Origin of the sequence: Streptomyces sp. GDS52 (assembly GCF_052246875.1) — a bacterium.
Taxonomy (GTDB): Bacteria; Actinomycetota; Actinomycetes; order Streptomycetales; family Streptomycetaceae; genus Streptomyces; species Streptomyces cathayae.
This window is the reverse complement of sequence record NZ_CM125966.1, coordinates 1,600,794-1,619,490: the sequence shown is the minus strand read 5'-3', so window position 1 is coordinate 1,619,490 and position 18,697 is coordinate 1,600,794. Positions and strand designations below refer to the sequence as shown.

The window sequence follows — 18,697 nt, the reverse complement described above, 5'->3', positions numbered from 1 at the left end:
CCGGCGGGGGACGGCGTTGTTCAGAGGGCGGTGCGGGCGAGGGGGAGTGCGCCGAGGGTGAAGGCGTCGGGCTGCTGGTAGTTGAGGCGGCGCAGGTCGACGCCGGCGGTGACGGCGGCGGTCTCGATCTGTGCGCAGGCCGCGTCGAGCAGGGCGTCGGTCTCGGCGGTGACGGTGACCAGGCCGGTCAGGGCGACGTCGGCGTGCCCGGCGATGAGCTGCCGTTCACGGGCCTTGACGTCGGCGTATTCGACGGAGTCCTCCTCGCTGTCGACCTGGCCGCGGCGGGCGCGTTCGTTGGCGTCGGCGATGATCGCGGCCTTGCGGCGCTGTACGTCGCGGAGCGCGGACTCGAGCCCCTGCGGGACGTAGATGAGGGAGAGGCTGCGGCGGACGCCTGTGGTGAACATCAGCCCGTGCAGGAACCCGGCGTGCGACTCCGTCCGGGGCCAGTTCTCCACCCAGTACGTGGCGTGGCGCGCGGTGTCGGTGGCGAGCCGGTCGTATTCCTCGACCTGGACGACGGGGCCGGCGGCGGCCGGATCGGCCTCCGCCCGGCCGGTGTCCGACCACTGCTGCAGGGCGGCGAGGGCCTTGGGGTCGTAGGCGGTGCGGATGACGGCGGCGATCTCCCGGGCGGTCAGCCAGCCGGTGACCATGAGGCCGGCGTTGCGGGCGGCCTGGGCGATGGAGGAGGTGGTCTGCTGCAGGACCGTGAAGGCGCCCGGCAGTCCGCCGCCCGCCTGCGAGATGAGCCGCTTGGCGGCCTTCAGATCGAGGGAGATGGCGAGGTAGGTCTCGTGCGGGGCGGCTGCCGGCCCTGCGGAGGCGACGAGCTCGGAGTAGATCTGTCCGGCGACCGGGGTCTCGGACCGGCCGTGTTGGGCCCAGTGCCGGGAGAGGGTGTCGCCGGAGTCGGGGACGGTGCGTTCCAGGACCTGCACGGTGGCGACGTGTCCGGTGCGGGCGGTGCCGGCCAGTGCACGGCCCCAGCCGTTGACGTTCGCGTTCTGAGTGGCCGGGTCGAGCAGGGCGAACGCGCGGGAGGAGGCGCGGGCGACGGCGGTGAGGGTCTGCCGGTGCGGGTCGTGGACGGCTGCGGCGCCGTTGGCGGAGTCGCCGGGGGTGACGACCTTCAGGGAGGCGGCGGTGCCGGGCAGGTGCAGGATGCCGTCCCGCTGCGGGCGGGTGACCGGCCGGGCGAGCCAGAGGGTGTGCCCGGTGCGGCGACGGATCGCGTAGCGGGTGACGATCGGTGCCCAGTCGATCAGGGACCGGCCGTGGCGGCGGATCACGGCCAGCGCGGCGACGGCTGCCCACAGCGGGGCCAGTGCCACGGCGCCGAGCAGCCCGGTGGAGATCACCGTCATCAGCAGCAGCGCCAGCGCGCCGGAGACGAGGACGAGTTGGGGGAGAGAAAGACCGAGGAGGATGCCACGGCGGGACCGGTGTGGGAACTTCACCGTGACCGGGGCGACGGAGACATCAGACAAGGGGTTGGTCCAAGGGACGCTGGCGGGGTCCGGGGGCGGGGAGCGAAGTACCCGTCCCGCCCCCGGGCATGGCCAGGGCGATCAGAGGCTGGTCGGGGGAGGCGGAGGGAATGCCGCGCCGCTGCCGGCACCGGCCGCCTGGGAACCAGAGGGCGGCGGGGCGCCCTGCGGCGGAGGCGTGGTGGACGGTGGAGTGGAGATCCAGCCACCGATCTGACCGGAGGTGGCACCGGAGCCGGATCCTGAGCCGCCACCGGCGGGGTCGCCACCGACCTGGCCGTTCGTATCGTCGGTGACGCTGGTCGGCGCAGGCTGCACGGCCCTTTCCAGGCCGGACTTGACGGCGTCTCCGCCAGGTGGGGCGCTCGAGCCGCCGGACTGCCCGCTTTCCTGATCGGCGCCTCCGCTGCTCGGACTGGAGGCGATGTCGCCGGGAAACCCGCCACTCCCTGGGATCGAGTCCGGCCCTTGAGGAGCGGCCCCGGCTCCCGCGCCTGCTCCGGCTGCCGCGCCGCCGGTTCCTGCGGTGGCCGCCATCGCGGCCGCCTTTCTCCCGGCGCGCTCGGCGTGCTGCTTGGCGAGCTGCGCTCCGGCGCCACCGGCGCGGTGCAGGGTCTCGCCGTCGGAGCCTTCGGCTGCCCAGTGCACGAACTTGAAGGTCGCGTAGGGGCAGAGCAGCACCAGGATCATGATCACGATGCCCGCAAGGACGTCGGCGAGTGCGGCCAGGCCGTCTGTGGCCTCGGTCTTGCCCATGGCTGCGACGCCGAGGACGAAGATGATCGTCATCAGCAGCTTGGAGACGACAAGGGTGGCGGTGGCCTCGATCCAGCCCTTGCGCCAGCGGCGTGCGACTTCCCAGCCGCCGCCGGCCCCGGCGAACACGGCCAGTGTGACCATGACCAGGATGCCCACCTTGCGGACCATCATCACGCACCAGTAGAGAACGGCGCCGATGCCGGCTCCCAGGCCGGCGAAGACGGCGACAAGCCATCCGAGCCCGGCGAGCGCGGGTATCTGATTGACCTTCACGATGCGACGGACCGCGGAGGCGATGTCCATGTTCGCGGCCCTGAACAGTCCGGCGGACAGGGCGTCGACGACTTCGATCGCGACGGTGGTCAGGGCGATGGCGGCGAATGCGAAGAACACGCCGGAGGCGGTGCCGGTGAACGCCTGCGTCAGGGCCTGCCCGTCGCGGCGGATCGCGGCGCGCACGAGCTGGGCGCAGAAGGTGGCCACGAGGACCACCAGGCCGATGGGCAGGATCGTCTCATAATTGTCGCGGAACCAGACCGCGTTGAGATCGACCCTGGTCGTGCTGTCGACGGCCTTGGACGCGAGGTCGGCGGCAGCGGCGGCGAGTTCGCCGGCGCTCTTGGCCATCCAGTCGCCGATCGCCTTGCCCGGGTCGGAGGCGAAATCCACGGCTGCGCCGACTGTGCAGAGCGTGTCCGCGAGGGGGAGATCACAAAACCCCATGGGGGGACTCCTTTCGGTCAGGGCGCGACGGTCGGGGCGATGGCGACGAGCGAGCAGTCGGTCGAGGGCCGGCACTGCACGGCGAGGGTGATGGACCAGCCCTCCGCCCCGCCGCCGCCCCTGGCCCAGGCGATGGTCTGCTTGCCGGTGACGGTCACGGCGTAGATGTACGCCTCGGTGATCGCGGAAGGGTCCTCGGCCAGGGCCTGCTTGAACGCGGCCGGATAGTGGGCCTCGGCGACGGCGGCAGTGGCATGCTGCCGCTGGTCGGCCATACGCGACCACAGGGTCGGGTCGGGCATCTGCGCGGAGACCGAGGACCAGTCGCCGTACTCGCTCTCCTTCGTCATCCACGCCTCCATGCCGGCAAGCTGCTGCTCGCGGCTGGTGTCGCGGGTGTCGTAGGACCACAGCATCTCGGCTGCGGCCCGAGCGAAGGCGAGGGGGTCGGAGATCCGCGGAGGCCGGGGCACCGACCCCGCCTCGGCTCCTGGTTGCGTGGAAGCGGCGCTCGACGGCGCCGAGCCGGGCGGTGTCGACGGCGCCGGGCCGGCAGACGCGTCGTGCTGCCCGTGGCGGCCGGTGACATAGGCGGTGACGCCGGCCAGGGCCAGCAGCGACGCCAGAACCACGGAGATCACGAGGATGCGGCGGTTCGCCGACCAGCCGACGCCGTAGGCCGACAGAGAGAATCGGTTCCTCATCACTGGACCTGCGACCCCAGCGCCGAGAAAAAGGCGACAATGCCGTTCGCGGCGCCAAGGCCGAGGGCGGCGCCCGCGGCCACGGTCGCCCCCTTCTTGCCGTTCGCCTCGGCCTGGTGACCTCCGGTGTGGTGGCCCCAGGCCCACACCGCCAGGCTGACGGCGAGGGCGCCGACCACGGCGATGATGCCGAACATGTTGATGGAACTGACGACGCTCTTCAGGACGGAGAGCCCCGGCAGGCCACCGCCCTTGGGAGTGATCCCGGGGTCGAAGGCGAGATAGAGCCGGTCGGCGAGAGATGTCATGGGTGCGGCAAGGCTCCTTGCGTACGCAGGCCAGAGGGTAGACGTGGGGAACGGAAAGGGTGGGCTGGGCGGAGGCCGGCGTCACAGGACGCGGCGCACGGCGAGGACATTCCAGTCCTTGAGCGGGGTGATGCGTACGGGCCTGCCCGTGCGCGGGGCCTCGATGACGAGCCCCTCGCCCAGGTACATGCCGACGTGCTCGGGGCGAGCAGCGCTGCCGCGGCTGAAGATCAGGTCACCGGGCTTCATGGCCTTGCCGGAGACGGCCTTGCCCTCGTTGACCTGCGTGTACGTGGTACGGGTGAGCGGGATGCCGGCCTTGGTGTACGCCTGCTGCATCAGCGAGCTGCAGTCGCAGCGGCCCATCGGGTCGGGGCCGTGCGGCGCGGTACAGGTGCCGCCCCACTGGTACATCGTGCCGAGCTGATGCATCGCCCAGACGATCGCCTTGCGGGCACGCGGGTCGGCGTCCTTGGGGATCTTGTAACCCTTCGGGACGGCGCCTTCCGGGATCTTCCCGAAGGACGAGCCGTCTTCCATGGTGCAGCCGGACAGCGAGGATGCGCCGTCGGCCCCCTGGCCGGCATCGTCACCGGCGCCGGGGAAGGTGGCGGCGATGGCCTTCTGCAGCGCGGTCGCCAGCGGCTCCCACTGGGCATAGGCGTCTGGGTAGCCGGATTTCTGTACGGCTTGGGCGGCCTGGGTCACGGTCAGCTGCTGCCAGCCACTCACCTGCAGAAGCGCCTTGTAGAACCTCTCGGACGTGTAGACGGGATCGCGGATCTGCTCGGCCGTGCCCCAGCCCTGGCTGGGCCGCTGCTGGAACAGGCCGAGGGAGTCGCGGTCCCCGTAGGCAAGGTTGCGCAGCCGGGATTCCTGCATGGCGGTGGCGAGAGCGACGATCTGCCCGCGCTTGGGCACGTGGAGACTGATCCCGGCGGCGACGATGGTCTGTGCGTTCGGGATCTGCTCACCGGGCAGGTCCAGGCCCTCGATAGAGATGTCGGAGGCGTCCGCGCCGTCGAGGATCTTGGTGACCTGTTCGGTGACCTTGTCGGTGTCCAGGTCGGGCAGGCACTGAAGGGACGCGCTGCTCTGTGCTGCGGCTTCGCTGGACGTGGCCATCATCATGGCCGCCCCGCCGAGGAGGAAGGGGGAGAGGACGACGACGCCGATGCCGGCGGCGAGCGCCTTCAACCTGCCCGGCCCCCTTGCACAGCGGAGGGCGCGGGCAGGGGCGGGTAACGAGACGTCACGAAGGTCTCCTTCGGAGATGATGTCCGGCGTGCCGCGTACGCGTGGAGACGGGTGGAAGGGGCGCGGCGGCCGGGGTGGTCGATCGAAAGGCGCTGGCCTGCGGGCGAGTTGCCGCTCGGTCTGCGGGCCGGGGTAGCTACGTGTGCCGGGGCAAGCGGGTGCCTTCGCGAGGCGTGGTGGGAAGGCGCCGGCGGCGGTATGCGTGGGGCGGTTCCAAAACAGTAGGCCCGGATCGGCGGTTGACCAAAAAACCGTTGGGAGGGATCGGAATCCACACCCCTGGCAGGGCACTTCTTGGTGAGCGGCCAATTCGCCCCTACAGTTTTGGGACTCCCCTCGCTCTCCGGTTCGCGGTTTCCCGGGCTTCTGCATGCCCGATTTCCAGCCTGCCCGGATTCTCCTGAGCGAAGGGTGACCTCTCGAATCCCTCACGTCCGAACCCGAATCGGGGTATCTCTTTGCCTTTTTCCCTTCATCAGGGCGACGCCCTGCGCGTGCTGGCCACGCTGCCGGACGACTACGTCGACTCCGTGATCACCGACCCGCCGTACAACTCCGGGGGCAGGACCGCCAAGGAGCGAACGTCCCGCTCGGCGAAGCAGAAGTACACCTCCGCCGACGCCAAGCACACCCTGCCGGACTTCACCGGCGAGAACATGGACCAGCGCAGCTACGGATTCTGGCTGACCCAGATCATGACCGAAGCCCACCGGCTGACGAAGACCGGCGGAACGGCCCTGCTGTTCACCGACTGGCGTCAGCTCCCCATCACCACGGACGCGATCCAGGCCGCCGGATGGCTGTGGCGCGGGGTACTGGCCTGGCACAAGCCGCAGGCCAGGCCGCAGAAGGGCCGCTTCACCCAGAACTGCGAGTTCATCGTCTGGGCATCGAAGGGCCCGATCGACGGCTCCCGTAACCCGGTCTACCTGCCCGGCCTGTACTCCGCCTCCCAGCCGTCGGGCTCGAAGCGGCAGCACATCACGCAGAAGCCGGTCGAGGTGATGCGCGAACTGGTCAAGATCAGTCCCGCAGGCGGCACGGTGCTCGACTTCTGCGCCGGCTCCGGCTCCACAGGCGTCGCCGCCCTGATGGAGGGACGCGACTTCATCGGCGTGGAGAAGACCGAGCACTACGCCGGCATCGCGGCCGACCGGCTGACCGAGACCGTCCGTCAGACCCTGACCCAGGACGACGTCGTCCTGACCGCCTGACACCACCGCAGCCCACCAGCCGGTGCCGGCTCAGTGGTGCCGCGTTCCCCCGACAGCCACGGCGCAAGGAGGCCCCGCCCAGTCATGCCCGAACCCGTAAACCCGCCCGATGAGGGCGAGCTGGAGCCGGTGCGCATCCCCGATCCCCACCTCGAAGAGATCGAGGCCAGCGTCCGGAAACTGATGGAGCAGTCCGCCCAGCAGACCCAGCAGCTCGACCACCTCGCCTCCGCCTCCGCACCGCCCACGGGCGCGTCCCCGTTCGCCGCCTTCGGCATGCCGGGCCTCGGCGGACCACTGGCGGCGCCGCCGGAGCCTCGGCCGGTCCTGGAGCTGGAGGGTGAGGAGTACGAGGACGAACTGGACGCCCTGTCGGACTGGGTGGACGACTTCCTGCTGCCCGTCTACGGGACCGAGGTCACCACGGCCACCCCGTGGTGCCTGCAGTGGCAGGAGCACAGCGACGTCGTGGCCTGGCTGCACGCGCTCTGGCTCGCCTACCAGCAGCACAAGGACCCCGAGGCCGGACTGAGCGGTCTGCTCGTGTGGCACCGCGACTTCCTCACCCACACCATGGTCGCCGTCAGAGGGCCGGGCGGTCCGCTGTCGGCGTGCATGACCTCGCCGGACCGGCCCGCGCACCGCCTCCTGCCCGGCCCGCCGCCCTCGGCCCGCACGGAGAAGGCGAACGGGTCGGAGGCCGGCGTGCCGGGCGAGTCGACATCATGAGCGCCGGGCAGCGGCCGGCCTTCGGGCTCAGCTTCGACCCACGCGCCCTGACCGACCTCGTCCAGGCCCCCAGCGACATCCGCGACCTCACCCTCGTCTACCTGCAGGAGGTCGTGAACACCGAGCGCTTCGGGACGAGACTGACCGGTGACCTGGAGGGCTACCGGAAGCTGTTCGTGGACTCCCGCAAGGAGTGGCGAGTCGTCTACGGCATCCGCTTGGCACCCGAGACGTCCGCGCACCGACGGGAGATCCACGTCGTCGCGGTACGGCCCCGGGCCGACAACGACGTCTACGACACCGTCGGCAAACGCCTGGGGATGACCCGCCGGCCGCTCAGCGCCCGGACTCACGCAGCCCGCTCCCGTTCTCCACAGCTCGCCACCCGCGGGCCCATTCCGAAGCCCGGACCGCTGCCCTCCGCGATGCCTGGCCTTCCCCGTCCGGCTCAGGTGCCCACGTACCGCCAGGCCCGCTGACCTGAAGAGGTACCCCGCGCAGCCCCACAGCCTCAGCCCCGCTCACCGAAAGGGCCTATGTACCCACCCGAACTCGACCTCCGTCTGGACGGCTTCGAAGCCGCCGACGAGCAGACTCAGGAAGCGTTCTGGCGCGCGATCCAGATCGAGCAGACCGAACTCACCCCGCTGGCCGAGCATCACACACCCGACGGCGCGAGCTACCACGTCCTCCACAACGGTGCCGTCACCTGGGGCATCCCCGGGGAGCCGCAGCTCGTCGCCCTGCACCTGCAGCGCGACCCTGCAACGAAGACGTTCCGCTTCGTTCACGCAACACTGCCCCTGCCGGCGATGGCACAGTCCTGGCTCATCCACCGAGGCTGCCCGCCCAAGGAGATCAGCCTGGCGCCCGGCACGGGAACCACCCCGGCGGACGAGACGACCCGTGCGCTGGAACAGCGGCTCATGAGCGACGGCGACCACTTCGCCCTCCTGCACAGCTACACCGACGACGATCCCGAGAACTCCGCAACCGTCGTCGTCCTGCGCTCCCTGGACGAGCGCAGTCCTTTCCCGTTTCGGGTGCTCCACGAGGACGTGGACACCGACTCTTGGACCCACACCCTGCGCGAGGGCGGCTTTGCCACCTATGCAGAAGCCCTCCAGTGGTGCGACGACGCCCTCAGCGGCGAGGCTCCTCCTCTGCCGCCGGCCCAGCCCACGGTCCGGTCCGCCCAGAGGCCGGCCAATTCCCTTCCGGCCCCCGCACAACACCCCGCGGGCCGCAGCCGCTGAACTCAAGCCTGTGAAGCGGACGGAAACATAGACGACGATCGCCGGTTAGCCAAACCGGCGAATACACGGACTCTATTAGCGGCCGACAGGGCGAACGTCCGGTCCGCCTCTCTCTGCATTCCCCTTTTTCCCGTACGAAGGTTACTTCCGCATGCGCTCATCCCGAATGGCGCTGTCCGCCGCAGTGCTCGGCGTGCTCGCCTTGCCGATCGTGTCCGCGACGGCGGCCACGGCCGCTCCGGCTTCCGTGCCGAGCACGATGCCGGCCGTCCGGACATGCGACCGGCCCGGCCCCTGGGACATCGGTACACAGGCCGTCGCCATCCGCTCCAAGGCATCGGCCAAGTCCACCCGGTTCGACATCCTCTCCCGCGACCACCGCTTCACCGTCCACAAGACCAGAGGGAACTGGCACTTCATCACGGACACGACCACCGGCTCGAGGGGCTGGGGCTCCGGCCCCTACGTGTATCGCGACGTCCGCATGTGCCTGAACTGACGCAGCGTTCGTTCTCCACCTGCCTGTACCCCGCGTGCCTGCCAGAAAGGATTCCCTGTGCCCGACGAGGCAGACGATGTCGTGGGCGTGCTCACCGAGCAGATCGAGCAACGCTTCGGCATGTCCATCGGAACGTTGAAGGCCGCCGTCACAGCCGCCCCGGAAGCCAATCGCCAGGCCACCGACATCGTGCGCTGGCACGGCCTGCTCACCGAATCCCAGACCGTACTGGAGCGCGCGGAGGACGACCTCCTGCGCGCCCTGGAAACGCAGCCCAACGAGGTCGACGACCCCACCATGGACCTCGCCCACCGCGTCAACGCCGCCGTCTCCACCCGTGACGGGCGTGCCATGGTCGTGCGGTGGCTGCTCGACCCCGACGCACCGGGCAAACGGGGCCCCGCCGCAGACCGGCTGGCCCGCCTCAACCGCAGTCAGCGACCGGGCCCGGCCGTGCCCACCAGCGCACCGGCCCGGCCCGCGACGGCGACGGCCACCGGCCAAGGAGCCCTGCGATGAGCGTCCGAGACAAACCCTGCACCCAGGACACCCGACTCCACGAGGTCTTCGGCGTCCCGGTCACCGACCTGTACACGCAGGCCGCCGCCCCGGACGCCTCCGCGGCCGTCACCCGGGCCCTGGAACTGCGCAGCTTCCTTGCCTTGGCCGAGGAACAGGTCGCCCGGATCCGCGACCGCGTGCACGAGGCGATGGCGCCCGAGCGCGACATGGACGAGCTGTCCGCGGCTGATCTGCGGATGGACACGCAGTGGCTGGAGGCAGCGCTGTCCGCCCGTGACGGCTACCGCGCCGCGCTGGGCGACCTGCTGCACACCATGCCCCCGCTCCACGCGCAGGCCCGACCCACCCGATTCGCCCAGCAGACGGTCACCACCACCCTGCCCCCGGCCTCCGCCGCCCCGGCACCCGCGCATGTCGGGGCGGCCCGCAGCCGCCGACGATGAGAGCCCCTGCCGATTGCCCTCTCCCACCGCCGCTGAGATCGCCGCACGGATCGAGGGCCTGTACGGCGCCGAACTGCCCGGCCTCGAAGCACACGCCCAGGACCAGACCCCCGGCATGCTGGCCGCTCTCCTCGCCAGCCACCACACCCTGGCGTTCGCCGAACAGAGCATCACCGCGCACCGTGAGCGGCTGCAGCACCTGACCCAACCCGAGCGGCAGATCGGCGCCCACGAGGTCTCCCACATCCTCGACTGCGCCCGCCGCCTCGCCGAAGCCGTGGCCGTCCGCGACACGCAAGCCGCAACCGCCGACGCGGTCCTGCGCAGCCTCGGTCGCGCGCCGGCACCGGAGTTGCCCACCACCTTGGCGGCAGCAGCCGTTGCCGCTCCGCCCGGACCGGCCGCGAGCCCCGCCCCGAGCCGCTGACCCGACAGCGTCCGGCCTTCCGCATCCCAGGAGTTCACCCCCTTGGCCATCACCGGTCTGCCGCCCGCCGACGACGCCGACGTCGCCCGGGTCACCGAAGCCCTCCAGATGATCACCCCGCGCTGGAACGTGCGGATCCTCCTGGCCCTGAACCAGCCGCCCCAGCGCTACACGGAGATCGCGGCCAAGCTGCCGTACCTCCAGAGCGGCCAGCTGCATCCCAAGATCCGCTCGCTGTGCGACGCCGGCCTCGCCGAGCGCACCGAACACTCCACGCGGCACGTCACCTACGGCCTCACCACCCGGGGCCGACAACTCCTGCCGGTGCTCCCCGTGATGGTTGCCTGGGCCGAGGAGCACCTGGAGAAGCCGGAGCAGCCGCTGTCCGCGATCGAACAGGTCGAGGACAGTCTCACCCTCCTCGCCCGCCGACAGGCTGCCGTAATCCTGTGGGTGCTCAAGTCACGGCAGGAGGTGACTGCTCGGGCCCTGGCCCGCATCGTCATCCCCGACGGCTATTGGACCAACATCTACCCGCCGCTGCGTCAACTCATCGATGACGGCCTGGTGATGACTGCGGGCAACGGGCAGCCTTACCGCCTCTCGCGGGCCGGTGACGCTCTGGGCCCTGTTTTCGGATCCCTTTCCATGTGGTCCGCCGGACGATCACTCGACCACGCCGCCTTGCATCCGCTCTGGGGGCGGCCCGCCCCCGGACCTGCGAGTCCTGCTCTCGCCTGGACCAGCCACCAGCCCGGGCTTCCTGCCCCCGCCGGACCGACGCAGCCCGCACGCCGCCCCGGCTGGCAGCCCAGCGAGCTGTTCTCCCATGCCATCCCCGCCCGAGTGAAGGCCGCCCTGCCGACCGGTGGAGTCCGCCGGTGATCCCTGCTCTCTCCCACCAGCAGCTCCGCGGCACGTGCACGGCGTTGTCCTCCGCAAGCCTGATTCGCCTGGTCAGCGAGATCGATGACCACGGAGCGATACCGGTGCGCGGCCTGGCACGCACCCTCGCGGAGCTCTCCACCCGCCAGATCCGCCAGGCCATCGAGCAGGCAGATGCCCTCGGACTCCTCACCCGCACCCCCGGCAGCGTGGGCCTCTCGGCAGCCGGCCGGGATCTCGCCGACGTCTACGACGCGACCGCGCGGTGGGCCCGGCGCCACAACTATCCCGCTCCGCTGTGCGACTTCGCCGGACGGATCCAGCACACCTTCGCTCTTCTGGGAATGCCGACAGAAGGCACGCAGGATCCCGACGGTGAGCAGGTTGCCGAACTCGGCCGCATCCACCGGCTGATGGCCGAGTGGGTCCACACCCATCAGCGAAACCGCAGCACCTACGGCGTCGCCGCGTGACGTCTCCCCCTGGCCTCCTGTGCGGGATCTACCTGCCGCGCAGCGCCGACGGTGCCGCCTTCGCGATGGCCACCTACGGCATCCCCCTTCTCGTCCTCGCCGCGACCGGCTCGGCCGCGCTGACCGGCCTGGCCTTCGCGCTGGAATGGATTCCGCGCATCGCGGCCTTCACCGTGGTGGGCACCATCGTCGACCGTCACGGCACGGCCCGTGTCTTCCGGGCAGCCTGCCTCGCGCGGGCCCTGGCCGTGCTCGCCGCCGCCGGCGTCCTGACCGCGCTCGACGCCGGGTCACCGGCGGTGACCGCCACGGTCATGCTGCTGGCCGCGTCCACCGGCATCCTCACCGAGTTCAGCTACGTGGCCGCCGAGACCGTCGGCGGCGCAGCGAGCCGGAGCGCGGGCGCTCAGGCCCACCGAGTGCAGTCCGTGCTGCTGGGCATCGACCAGACCGCCATGCTCACCGGACCGCTGGTGGCCGGCCTGCTGCTGGAGCACGGCGGGCCGGCCACCATGCTCGGCACGCTCGCGGCCTTCTCCCTGCTCGCCGCCGCCCTCGGATCCGGGGAACGGAACACGCCGCCGAGCGCGGCATTGGCCAAGGGAGGACTGCGGACGGGATGGGCAACACTGCGTTCGCTGCCCGCCCTGGCCTGGCTGGTCGGCGGCCTCGTGGTCTCCAACACGGCCATCGCCGTCCTGCAGGCGGCCATGCCGGTGATCGTGATCACCGAACTACGGCGCTCCAGCGCGGACGCCGGACTCATCTGGTCCGCCGCCGCCGTCACCTCCCTGCTCGCCATCACCGCCGCCCGCCGGGCGATCGACCGCTGGGGCCTATGGCCGGTCGGCGCCGCAGCCGCCGTGCTCGCTGCCGGAGCAACCCTCGCCGTCTCCCAGGCCGATACCTACCGCAGCTACCTGCTGTTGATCGCCGCCCTGATGGCCGGCGAAGGCGGCCTCACCATCGTCCTGCGCACCCTGCGCTCCCACCTGATCCCAGCCGACGTCTTCGGCAGCACCCTCAGCCTGACGATCCTGCTGCTCCTGCTGCCGTTCCCCGCCGCCGGCCTGCTCGTCGCCGCCCTCCCACCCTCCCAGCTCGGGCACGCCGTCACCGCCGCCGCGCTACTCCAAGCAGCCGGTCTCGCAACCGCCTTCATCCGGCTGCGCACCCTGCCAGCCCCACCGAAACCGGTGCCCTGACCCTCTGCACGGCAGGGTCCCTGTCCCTCATGCCCACCATCAGCCAGGACGGACTGCCCGACCTTTGCCTCCCTCTGGGGGCCGGCCATCACCCGCAGGCTGCTCGCCGCTCACCCCGAGTGGGCCTCCGCCATCGAGGTCCGCCGCCGGCACAGCCCGTGAACGGCAGCAGGCAGACATCTTCCACCCCCTGAACTCTCAAGGAGTCTGTTCTTGTCCGACCGTCCCGTTGTTCTGCTCGTCGCTTCCGCAGACATGGAAGCCGAAGGCTACCGGGGCTACTGCCTCGAAAGCGTCGCTGCCGACTACGACGTCGTCCTCATCACCGACGAGGAGCCGTCGTGGGAGGTCCCGTACATCCGGGACTGCATGGTCGTGCCCGACCCGACTGATCAGGCGGCACTGTCCGCCGCAGGCCGATACCTGGCCGAACGCCACGATCTCGCCGGGGTGTTCACGTGGACCGAGTGGTACCTCGTTCCCGTCGCCCGCCTCGCACGCCAACTCGGCCTGCCGACCACCGCCCCGGAGGCGATGCAGGCATGCCGCAACAAGGCGACCGCGAGGAGCCTGTTCGCCCGCCACGATGTCCCGTCGGCCGCATCGGTGAGCGTCCGCACCCTCCATGAGGCACGGGCTGCGGCCGAGCGGATCGGCTACCCGGTTGTCCTGAAGCCGGCCGCCCACGCGGCCAGCATCGGCGTGATCCGCGTCGACAACCCCGGCCAGCTCACGGCCGCCTACCCGTTCGCCGACCGGGCCGCCGGCCTGGGCCTGGAGAGCACCGACGTGCTGGTCGAGGAGTACCTCGACGGCCCCGAGATCTCCGTCGAGTGCGTCACCTATCGCGGCGAGACCACCGTCGTCGCCGTCACCCGCAAGACCGTCAGCGACCCGCCGTACTTCGAGGAACTCGCGCACTCCGTCGACGCCGCGGACCCGCTCCTCGCCCAGGTCGCCCCTGTCGCACGGGCCGCGATCCGGGCCCTGGGGGTCACCGACGGCGTCAGCCACGTCGAGATGCGCCTCGTCGGCGGACGGCCCCGGCTCGTCGAGGTCAACGGCCGACTGGCCGGGGACATGATCGGCCACCTGGTCCGCCTCGCCACCGGCATCGACCTGCCGCGCGCCGCAGCCGACATCGCCTGCGATCGCGGCCCCGACCTCACCCCGAGCAGGTCCTCCGCCGCCGCGATCCGCCTGATCTACCCCGGCACCTCGGGCATCCTCACCCGCCTCCGCCTCGACGGGCCCCGCCCGCAGTGGCTGGAGCGTGTCCACTTCCAGCACCATCCGGGCGACGAGCTGGTCCTGCCCGGTGACGGCGGCGACATGTTCACCGCGCGCATCGGCTACGTGATCACCACAGCGCCCATGGCAGACCTCGCCCAGTCCCGTGCCGAACTGGCCGTTCGTGCCCTCGGCATCCAGATCTCTCCCCGCGCCGCGGGCGAGACCTCCCGCAGCGGCCCGAACGCATGAACCAAACCGCCGAATCCGTCCGCCGCAGCCGCGGCCTGCTGACGGGTTACTTCTTCGGCCTTGGGGCGATCATGGCCGTCTGGGGCGCACGGATGCCGGCCGTTCAGCAGGCTGCCCACCTGAGCACCGCACAACTGTCCCTGGTCCTGCTGGCCGCCGCACTCGGCATGGTGGCGGGGCTGCAGGCCGGGGGCCGGCTCACCCGGCCTGAGCGCCTGCCCGCGCTGCTCACCTGCGGCGCGGCCGGCCTCGCCGGCTGCCTGGCCCTCCTCGGCCGCTGCGACAATCTCCCCTCGCTGCTTGTGGCCGCGCTCGTCTTCGGGGTCACCCATGGCGTGCTGGACGTCGCCGCCAACTCGGCGGCGGTGCGCTGCCAGAACGCCTACGGCAGACCGATCATGTCGTCCCTGCACGCCGCCTACTCCCTCGGCGCCCTCGCCGGTGCCGCCCTGGCCGCGGTCACCGCCCACGCCGCGCACCGCACCCTCTTCCTGACGACCGGCCTGATCCTGGCCGGTGCCGCGCTGGCCGCCACCCCGGCAACCCGGACGCTGACAGGCACCGACCGGCCACCGGCGCCCACGGGACAGGACGAGACCGGAGCGTCGCTGCCGTCCGCCAAGCTGTGGCTGCTGGGGGCGCTGGCTGCCGCCAGCCTGCTGGGCGAGGGAGCAGCCGCCGACTGGGCGGCCGTCCATCTGCACAGCCTGGACGCATCCGCCGCGGTGAGCGCCGCCGCCTTCGCCCTCTACAGCGCGGCCATGGCCGCCGGACGGCTGACCGGCGACCGGCTCACCGCCACCTTCGGGCCCGCTGCGGTGGTGCGGGCCGGCGCCGTCCTCGCGGCGGCCGGGCTGACCACCGGCGTCCTCGCCTCCACCACCTCTGTGGCCCTGGCCGGCTGGGCACTCTTCGGACTCGGCCTGTCCACCACGGTTCCCTGCCTGATCAGTGCCGCCAGCGTCGGCGGCCCGGGCGCCGTCGCCACGGTCGCCGTCACCGGCTACCTGGGCCTGCTCGCCGGGCCCGCCCTCATCGGCGCCATCGCCAGCATCACCACCCTGCCCACGGCGCTGCTGCTGCCCGCACTGCTCGCGGCCACCGTTGCCGCCCTCGCCCACCGAGCCCTGGAGAAACCCACCCCGTGATATCGGACACCGCCGCCCTCGACGCCGTCATCCTCGACTACAACGGCGTCATCGGCCTCCAGCCCACCTGCAGCCAGTGGCTCCGCCTCGCGCGCACCGCATCCTGGCCCGAGGACGACCTCACCGGCTTCCAGCACGCCTTTTGGAGCGCACGCGAGCCCTACGACGCCGGTCAGCTCAGCGACCTGGCGTACTGGGCCAAGGTCCTCGGCGCCCACCCCGGCCCCCGCCTGCTGCGCGAGCTGCGCGCTGTGGACACCGACATGTGGACCGCTACCGACGACCGTGTTCTGGATGTCCTGCACCGCGCCCATCAGACGGGGCTGCCGATGGTGCTCTTGTCCAACGCACCGCACTACCTCAGCGACGTCCTCGACACCACCGACTGGTGCCGCCACCTGATCACCCGTGCCTTCTACTCGGCCCGGCTGGAAATCTGCAAGCCCGCCCCGGACGCCTACCGGCACGCCCTGACCGCCACCGGCGTCAGCGACCCGCAGCGCGTGCTGTTCATCGACGACCGCGCTGACAACTGCCATGCCGCCCGGCGCCTGGGGCTGCGCGCCCTGCACTACACCGGCCGGCCCGAGGCCATCGAGGCAGCCCTGCTGCACACCGCTGGCTGACCCATCGCCGTTCACCCTCAGGAGCCGCGTGCCACCCTACGACGACCTTCACACCATCGACGGGGACGTCTACGTCTCCCCGCGCTACCTCGCCGGCAGCACCGTGATCGGTGACCCTGGCTTCGCCCCGCTCCGCGACCTCGGCTGGGAACTGGCAAACGACGACCTCGGCAACGCCTACCTGAACGCTCCCGACCGCAAGGTCCGCCTCGGCTACCTGCCGGAAGGCGAGGACGACGGCCTGTGGCGCATCAACGCCTACAAGGACCCGTTCGGACCGCCGGCCTGGGGCGTCTGCTTCAACGACTCCTGTCCGACGGAGTTCGTCACCGCCTTCACCACCGCGCTCGCCGCGGCGTACGAGCAGGGCCCTGACGCCTACCTCGCTGCCCCCGATCCCAGGAGCAAGGACCGAGACCCGTTCCTCGCGGTCGTACCGCTCATCAACCGCGGCTGGCAGATCGACCGCCCCCGCTGGGGAGTATTCGCCGTCCGGTCCGCCGACGGACTCGCCGGGCTGGAGTTCACCACCGGAGACCTCGACCCGGAGGCCGAGCTGACCACCCGCGACGCCCGCTGGCAGCTGTGGGCCGGCACCTCACTCGACCGCCCCGCCTGGTACGCCACCGCCAGCACCGACACCCCCGTCGCCCTCGTCCGGGCCGTCACCAAGTGCGTCTCCGACCCCGCCCCCCTGCCCCGATGGCGCGAGGACACCCACAGCTACGTCGAGGGCATGGCCCGCCTCACCCCGATCCTCCCGCCGCGCCCACCGGCCCCGACGCCGCTCGACGTCCAGCGCGCCGTCTCCAGACGCCCGGCCGCCCTCCCCGCCGCCAGCGTCCCGCGCTGGAGCACCACCAGCCGACCGGCCCTGCGGGGCCCCCGCCGGTAACGCCAGCACGTCCTCGACCGGAGACCCCTCTTGTCCCTGCAGGCCCCCGAGTTCTTCGCCGAACTGTGCCTCCCCTTCACCGACAGCACCGTCGTGGGCAACACCTACTACGCCACCCCCGTCGCGGGCGCACCGCTGCGGCTGCGCATCGGCTTTACCGGCACCATCCACGCGGACACCTACGGCGGCCTGCGCCTGGCGGTCGTCCACGCGAGCCGGGGCGAGATCGATGCGGTGGCTCTCAGCTTCGTGGACCACGGCACCTTCCACCGCCGCGACGAAGCCCACCACACCTCCGCGAACAGCAAGCAGTACGGCACGTTCGACAAGTACCACCGCCCCGGCTGGCCGCCGTGGGAGGGCGCCGTCACCACCGGGCTGCGCGATGCCATCGAGCAGTACACCGCCGTCTGGTTCCCCGGCGCGTGGCAGGCGCCGACGCCGAGCCGCGCTGCGGGCCGTACCGCTCACAAGACCATCCCGCCTCCTCCGGGTCCAGGTCCCGGCCGGACCCGATGACCTCCCCACCACCTGATCAAGGAGCCCTTCTTCTCGTGCACGCTCGCATCGTCCGCGGCGCCGTCCGATCCGCTGCCCTCGCCACCGCGGTGACCGGCACCCTCACCTGGGCACCCACCGCGACTGCTCAGTCGGCCGAGCCGACGCCCTCTGCCTCCACAGCTCTCCCCGAGACTCCCGCACCCGACGTCAGCAGCGTCGCCATCACCAAGACGGACCCGGCCGGCGATCCCCTCGCAGAGGCCTCGTTCCTCCTCTTGGACACCGCCGACCAGGAAGTCGGTCGCGGGAAGACCGACGCCCGGGGGAAGCTGACCTTCCCCGACCTCGCCCCGGGCGTGTACCGGCTCAAGGAAACCTCCAGCGGCAGCCCGCTCCACGACGTCGTCGCCGACCAGGAGGTCATCGTCACCCCCGGCGCCACCGCCCACCTGACGATCACCGACCCGTTCAAGGCGGCGCAGGTCGTCCTGAAGGCCAAGGACGACAAGACAGGCAAGCTCCTGCCCGGTTCCACCGTGAACATCGGCAGCGGCGACAAGACCTTGCTCACCCTCACGACCGGTCCCAAGGGCACGGTGTCCGGCGAACTCCCGGTGTCCAGCCGGAAGACGGAGTTCTGGGTCAAGTAGGTCAAGGCGCCTGAGGGCTACGACCTCTACAAGCCGTCGAAGACGTTCATCGCCGGCCCCGGCGCCCCGGTCACCGTGACCGTCGCCAACGCCAAGACCGTGACCACCCCGAAGCCCGACCCGTCGGGGACGCCGATGGACAAGCCCACCGCCACCCCCGGGAACAAGCCGAGCGAGGGAGGCGCCGTCGGGTCGAAGCCCGCCCCGACGGGCACCAGCACGCCGGACGCCGACTCGTCGCCCGTCCCGGCGGCCGACCCGGGCGACGACGCGACGCCGAAGGCTCCGGTCGGCTCCCTCGCCCACACCGGCGCCGATGCCACCCCGTGGATCGTCGGTGGCGCCGGACTCCTCGTCGCCGTCGGCATCGGCACCGTGGTCGCCACCCGCCGCCGCACGGCGGCCGAGCCCGAGCACGACGACAACGGCCAGACCAGCTGACTCACGCTCACTCCTCGACCAGCAGGCCCCCGGGAAACTCTCCCGGGGGCCTGCCGC

The 18,697-nt window shown here is 71.4% G+C and carries 21 protein-coding genes and 1 pseudogene; 17 read left to right on the top strand and 5 right to left on the bottom strand.

Annotated elements, in window-relative coordinates:
* Positions 1–20: 20 nt before the first annotated feature.
* The 5 genes from ACTWJ9_RS07315 to ACTWJ9_RS07295 form a co-directional block, all read right to left on the bottom strand.
* A complete protein-coding gene (locus ACTWJ9_RS07315; protein WP_443295429.1) occupies positions 21–1,493 on the bottom strand; it encodes an SCO6880 family protein in 1,473 nt (490 codons plus the stop codon).
* Positions 1,494–1,574: 81 nt separating this feature from the next.
* On the bottom strand, positions 1,575–2,975 hold the full coding sequence (locus ACTWJ9_RS07310) for an SCO6881 family protein (protein ID WP_443295428.1): 1,401 nt from the start codon (positions 2,973–2,975) through the stop codon (positions 1,575–1,577).
* 17 nt (positions 2,976–2,992) lie between these two features.
* Positions 2,993–3,679: a hypothetical protein gene (locus ACTWJ9_RS07305; RefSeq protein WP_443295427.1), complete on the bottom strand. Its 687-nt coding sequence runs from the start codon at positions 3,677–3,679 to the stop codon at positions 2,993–2,995.
* Positions 3,679–3,987: a DUF6112 family protein gene (locus ACTWJ9_RS07300; RefSeq protein ID WP_055607579.1), complete on the bottom strand. Its 309-nt coding sequence runs from the start codon at positions 3,985–3,987 to the stop codon at positions 3,679–3,681. Before ACTWJ9_RS07300 ends, ACTWJ9_RS07305 begins: the two co-directional genes overlap by 1 nt.
* Positions 3,988–4,068: 81 nt before the next feature.
* Positions 4,069–5,184 (bottom strand): C40 family peptidase, encoded by a 1,116-nt coding sequence (locus ACTWJ9_RS07295; RefSeq protein WP_443295426.1) that lies wholly within the window; start codon positions 5,182–5,184, stop codon positions 4,069–4,071.
* 518 nt (positions 5,185–5,702) lie between these two features.
* Between ACTWJ9_RS07295 and ACTWJ9_RS07290 the strand changes: the two genes are divergently transcribed.
* From ACTWJ9_RS07290 to ACTWJ9_RS07210, 17 genes and pseudogenes are all read left to right on the top strand, one after another.
* Complete coding sequence (locus tag ACTWJ9_RS07290) at positions 5,703–6,458, top strand: DNA-methyltransferase (RefSeq protein WP_443295425.1); 756 nt, start codon at positions 5,703–5,705, stop codon at positions 6,456–6,458.
* A gap of 183 nt (positions 6,459–6,641) precedes the next feature.
* The gene (locus ACTWJ9_RS07285; RefSeq protein ID WP_443295865.1) at positions 6,642–7,187 is read left to right on the top strand and encodes a DUF4913 domain-containing protein; all 546 of its coding nucleotides are present in this window, start codon (positions 6,642–6,644) and stop codon (positions 7,185–7,187) included.
* Complete coding sequence (locus ACTWJ9_RS07280; RefSeq protein ID WP_443295424.1) at positions 7,184–7,666, top strand: hypothetical protein; 483 nt, start codon at positions 7,184–7,186, stop codon at positions 7,664–7,666. The genes ACTWJ9_RS07285 and ACTWJ9_RS07280 overlap by 4 nt, the downstream gene beginning before the upstream one ends.
* Positions 7,667–7,723: 57 nt before the next feature.
* On the top strand, positions 7,724–8,443 hold the full coding sequence (locus ACTWJ9_RS07275) for a hypothetical protein (RefSeq protein ID WP_443295423.1): 720 nt from the start codon (positions 7,724–7,726) through the stop codon (positions 8,441–8,443).
* A gap of 151 nt (positions 8,444–8,594) precedes the next feature.
* On the top strand, positions 8,595–8,942 hold the full coding sequence (locus tag ACTWJ9_RS07270; protein ID WP_443295422.1) for an SH3 domain-containing protein: 348 nt from the start codon (positions 8,595–8,597) through the stop codon (positions 8,940–8,942).
* A 57-nt stretch (positions 8,943–8,999) separates the two neighbouring features.
* Positions 9,000–9,461 carry a hypothetical protein gene (locus ACTWJ9_RS07265; RefSeq protein WP_443295421.1) on the top strand — a complete coding sequence of 154 codons (462 nt, stop codon included), beginning with the start codon at positions 9,000–9,002 and terminating at the stop codon, positions 9,459–9,461.
* The gene (locus ACTWJ9_RS07260) at positions 9,458–9,907 is read left to right on the top strand and encodes a hypothetical protein (protein WP_443295420.1); all 450 of its coding nucleotides are present in this window, start codon (positions 9,458–9,460) and stop codon (positions 9,905–9,907) included. The genes ACTWJ9_RS07265 and ACTWJ9_RS07260 overlap by 4 nt, the downstream gene beginning before the upstream one ends.
* A 13-nt stretch (positions 9,908–9,920) precedes the next feature.
* The gene (locus ACTWJ9_RS07255) at positions 9,921–10,334 is read left to right on the top strand and encodes a hypothetical protein (protein WP_443295419.1); all 414 of its coding nucleotides are present in this window, start codon (positions 9,921–9,923) and stop codon (positions 10,332–10,334) included.
* A gap of 42 nt (positions 10,335–10,376) precedes the next feature.
* Positions 10,377–11,219 carry a winged helix-turn-helix transcriptional regulator gene (locus ACTWJ9_RS07250; RefSeq protein ID WP_443295418.1) on the top strand — a complete coding sequence of 281 codons (843 nt, stop codon included), beginning with the start codon at positions 10,377–10,379 and terminating at the stop codon, positions 11,217–11,219.
* The gene (locus ACTWJ9_RS07245; RefSeq protein ID WP_443295417.1) at positions 11,216–11,692 is read left to right on the top strand and encodes a hypothetical protein; all 477 of its coding nucleotides are present in this window, start codon (positions 11,216–11,218) and stop codon (positions 11,690–11,692) included. Before ACTWJ9_RS07250 ends, ACTWJ9_RS07245 begins: the two co-directional genes overlap by 4 nt.
* 65 nt (positions 11,693–11,757) lie before the next feature.
* A complete protein-coding gene (locus tag ACTWJ9_RS07240; RefSeq protein ID WP_443295864.1) occupies positions 11,758–12,897 on the top strand; it encodes an MFS transporter in 1,140 nt (379 codons plus the stop codon).
* A 255-nt stretch (positions 12,898–13,152) separates the two neighbouring features.
* Positions 13,153–14,379 carry an ATP-grasp domain-containing protein gene (locus tag ACTWJ9_RS07235; protein WP_443295863.1) on the top strand — a complete coding sequence of 409 codons (1,227 nt, stop codon included), beginning with the start codon at positions 13,153–13,155 and terminating at the stop codon, positions 14,377–14,379.
* Complete coding sequence (locus ACTWJ9_RS07230; protein WP_443295416.1) at positions 14,376–15,527, top strand: MFS transporter; 1,152 nt, start codon at positions 14,376–14,378, stop codon at positions 15,525–15,527. Before ACTWJ9_RS07235 ends, ACTWJ9_RS07230 begins: the two co-directional genes overlap by 4 nt.
* Positions 15,524–16,153: an HAD family hydrolase gene (locus ACTWJ9_RS07225; protein ID WP_443295415.1), complete on the top strand. Its 630-nt coding sequence runs from the start codon at positions 15,524–15,526 to the stop codon at positions 16,151–16,153. Before ACTWJ9_RS07230 ends, ACTWJ9_RS07225 begins: the two co-directional genes overlap by 4 nt.
* Before the next feature lie 28 nt (positions 16,154–16,181).
* Positions 16,182–17,048: a DUF317 domain-containing protein gene (locus ACTWJ9_RS07220; RefSeq protein ID WP_443295414.1), complete on the top strand. Its 867-nt coding sequence runs from the start codon at positions 16,182–16,184 to the stop codon at positions 17,046–17,048.
* 30 nt (positions 17,049–17,078) lie between these two features.
* On the top strand, positions 17,079–17,567 hold the full coding sequence (locus tag ACTWJ9_RS07215; RefSeq protein WP_443295413.1) for a hypothetical protein: 489 nt from the start codon (positions 17,079–17,081) through the stop codon (positions 17,565–17,567).
* 35 nt (positions 17,568–17,602) lie between these two features.
* A pseudogene (locus tag ACTWJ9_RS07210) lies at positions 17,603–18,640 on the top strand (SpaA isopeptide-forming pilin-related protein).
* Positions 18,641–18,697 lie beyond the last annotated feature (57 nt).

Excerpts from the sequence above, each read along its gene's own strand:
- ACTWJ9_RS07260 (WP_443295420.1), top strand. The coding sequence starts at position 9,458 with ATGAGCGTCCGAGACAAACCCTGCACCCAGGACACCCGACTCCACGAG.
- ACTWJ9_RS07310 (WP_443295428.1), bottom strand. The coding sequence starts at position 2,975 with ATGGGGTTTTGTGATCTCCCCCTCGCGGACACGCTCTGCACAGTCGGC.
- ACTWJ9_RS07300 (WP_055607579.1), bottom strand. The coding sequence starts at position 3,987 with ATGACATCTCTCGCCGACCGGCTCTATCTCGCCTTCGACCCCGGGATC.
- ACTWJ9_RS07270 (WP_443295422.1), top strand. The coding sequence starts at position 8,595 with ATGCGCTCATCCCGAATGGCGCTGTCCGCCGCAGTGCTCGGCGTGCTC.
- ACTWJ9_RS07280 (WP_443295424.1), top strand. The coding sequence starts at position 7,184 with ATGAGCGCCGGGCAGCGGCCGGCCTTCGGGCTCAGCTTCGACCCACGC.
- ACTWJ9_RS07305 (WP_443295427.1), bottom strand. The coding sequence starts at position 3,679 with ATGAGGAACCGATTCTCTCTGTCGGCCTACGGCGTCGGCTGGTCGGCG.
- ACTWJ9_RS07235 (WP_443295863.1), top strand. The coding sequence starts at position 13,153 with ATGGAAGCCGAAGGCTACCGGGGCTACTGCCTCGAAAGCGTCGCTGCC.
- ACTWJ9_RS07230 (WP_443295416.1), top strand. The coding sequence starts at position 14,376 with ATGAACCAAACCGCCGAATCCGTCCGCCGCAGCCGCGGCCTGCTGACG.
- ACTWJ9_RS07275 (WP_443295423.1), top strand. The coding sequence starts at position 7,724 with ATGTACCCACCCGAACTCGACCTCCGTCTGGACGGCTTCGAAGCCGCC.
- ACTWJ9_RS07285 (WP_443295865.1), top strand. The coding sequence starts at position 6,642 with ATGGAGCAGTCCGCCCAGCAGACCCAGCAGCTCGACCACCTCGCCTCC.
- ACTWJ9_RS07240 (WP_443295864.1), top strand. The coding sequence starts at position 11,758 with ATGGCCACCTACGGCATCCCCCTTCTCGTCCTCGCCGCGACCGGCTCG.